Here is a 1,651-nt window from a genome sequence, read left to right as displayed (position 1 = left end):
TCGCGAGATCGACGGTGCAGCGGACGATCTCCGCGTCCTCGTTGTCCACGGCCAGGCGGGCGACGAACGAGCGGTCGATCTTCAGCTCGCTCACCGGCAGCCGGCGCAGGTGGACGAGGGACGAGTACCCGGTGCCGAAGTCGTCGAGGGACATCTTGACGCCGTGCCCGGTGAGTCCGGCGAGGGTGTCGGCGGCCCGCTGCGGGTCCTCGAGGAGGACGTGCTCGGTGATCTCCAGCTGGAGCGCACCGGCCGGCACCCCGTGCCGGGCGAGCCGCGCGGCGACGGATCCGGCGAAGCCGGGGGTGTGCACGTCCCGCGGCGACACGTTGACCGCGACGGGGACGCGCAGGCCCTGGGCGCGCCAGCGGGCGACCTGGGCCAGCGCGGTCTCGAGGACGTACTCGGTCAGGACCGGCATCAGGCCGGAGGACTCGGCGATGGCGATGAACTCGTCCGGCGGCACCTTGCCGCGCTCCGGGTGCACCCACCGCACCAGCGCCTCCAGGCCCGCGACCTGGCCGTCGAAGCGCACCTTCGGCTGGTAGTGCAGCTCGACCTCGCACGCGTCGAGCGCCCGCCGCAGGTCACCGAGCAGGCCGAGGCGGTCGGGGGTGTTGGAGTCGCGCTTCGACTCGTAGACCTCGACGCCCGTACGGTCCCGCTTCGCCTGGTACATGGCGACGTCGGCGCGGCGCAGCAGTCCCTCGGCGTCCAGCGCGTGGTCGGGGAAGACCGCGAGTCCGGCGCTGGCCTCCAGGACGAGCGTGAGTCCGTCCAGGTCGAGCGGGGAGCCGAGCGCGGAGACCAGGCCGCGGGCGACGCGGGTCGCGGAGGTGGTGGAGTCGGCGACGGGGAGCAGGACGGCGAACTCGTCGCCGCCGAGCCGGGCCACCTCGGCGCCGCGTGGCAGGGCGGCCCGCAGCCGGTCCGCGATCTGCAGCAGCAGCCGGTCGCCCGCGAGGTGTCCGAGGGTGTCGTTCACCGAACGGAAGCGGTCGAGGTCGATCAGGATGAGGGCGCTGCGGGCGCCGATGCGCTCGGCGTCGTCGAGCGCGGCCCAGGTGCGCTCGAGCAGCCACTGCCGGTTCGGCAGGCCCGTGAGCGGGTCGCGCAGCTGCTCCTCGGCGCGGGCGCGGGCGATCCACAGCGTGGAGTCGAGGGCGATCAGCGGGATGGCGAAGAGCGGGAGCAGCACCGGCAGCGCGACGGCCACGACGCACAGCAGCGGGGCGATCCCGAGGAGGGCGACGGCGACCAGGCCGTGCCGGGCGAGGGCGGTGCGGGCGACCGTGGGCAGGCCGGAGGGGCGCGGGGCGTGGACGTACCAGAGGAGGGCGCGGGTCACCAGGAGGTAGCCGGCGGCGACGAGGACGAACTCGGGGGCCGTGGCGACGGTCCAGTCGCCCGGCGTCCAGGGTGCCTCGACGGACGGCACCCGGCCGAACGCGGCGAGCACGACGGCGCCCGCGCCGATGCCGAGCACGTCGATCGCGCCGTGCAGCACGCCCTGGCGCCAGCGGTGTCTGCGGGCCATGCCGACCAGGACGACGACGGCGAGGCTGACCATCACGGCGGGCACCCAGCCGTAGAGGACGAGCACCGCGAAGGTGAGGGCGGCGCCGGAGCCGGTGCCGCCCCACCAGCGGTC

Annotated in this window: 1 protein-coding gene; it reads right to left on the bottom strand. The window is 75.0% G+C overall.

What is annotated here, in order from left to right:
• Positions 1-1,651, bottom strand: a 1,651-nt coding sequence (locus tag GTW43_RS21685; protein WP_161303685.1) for an EAL domain-containing protein, incomplete at both ends; no start/stop codon positions are given.

It is taken from the genome of Streptomyces sp. SID5785 (assembly GCF_009870065.1).
Classification (GTDB): Bacteria; Actinomycetota; Actinomycetes; order Streptomycetales; family Streptomycetaceae; genus Streptomyces.
Note: the sequence above shows the minus strand (reverse complement) of the source record. Positions and strands in the feature narration are given on the sequence as shown.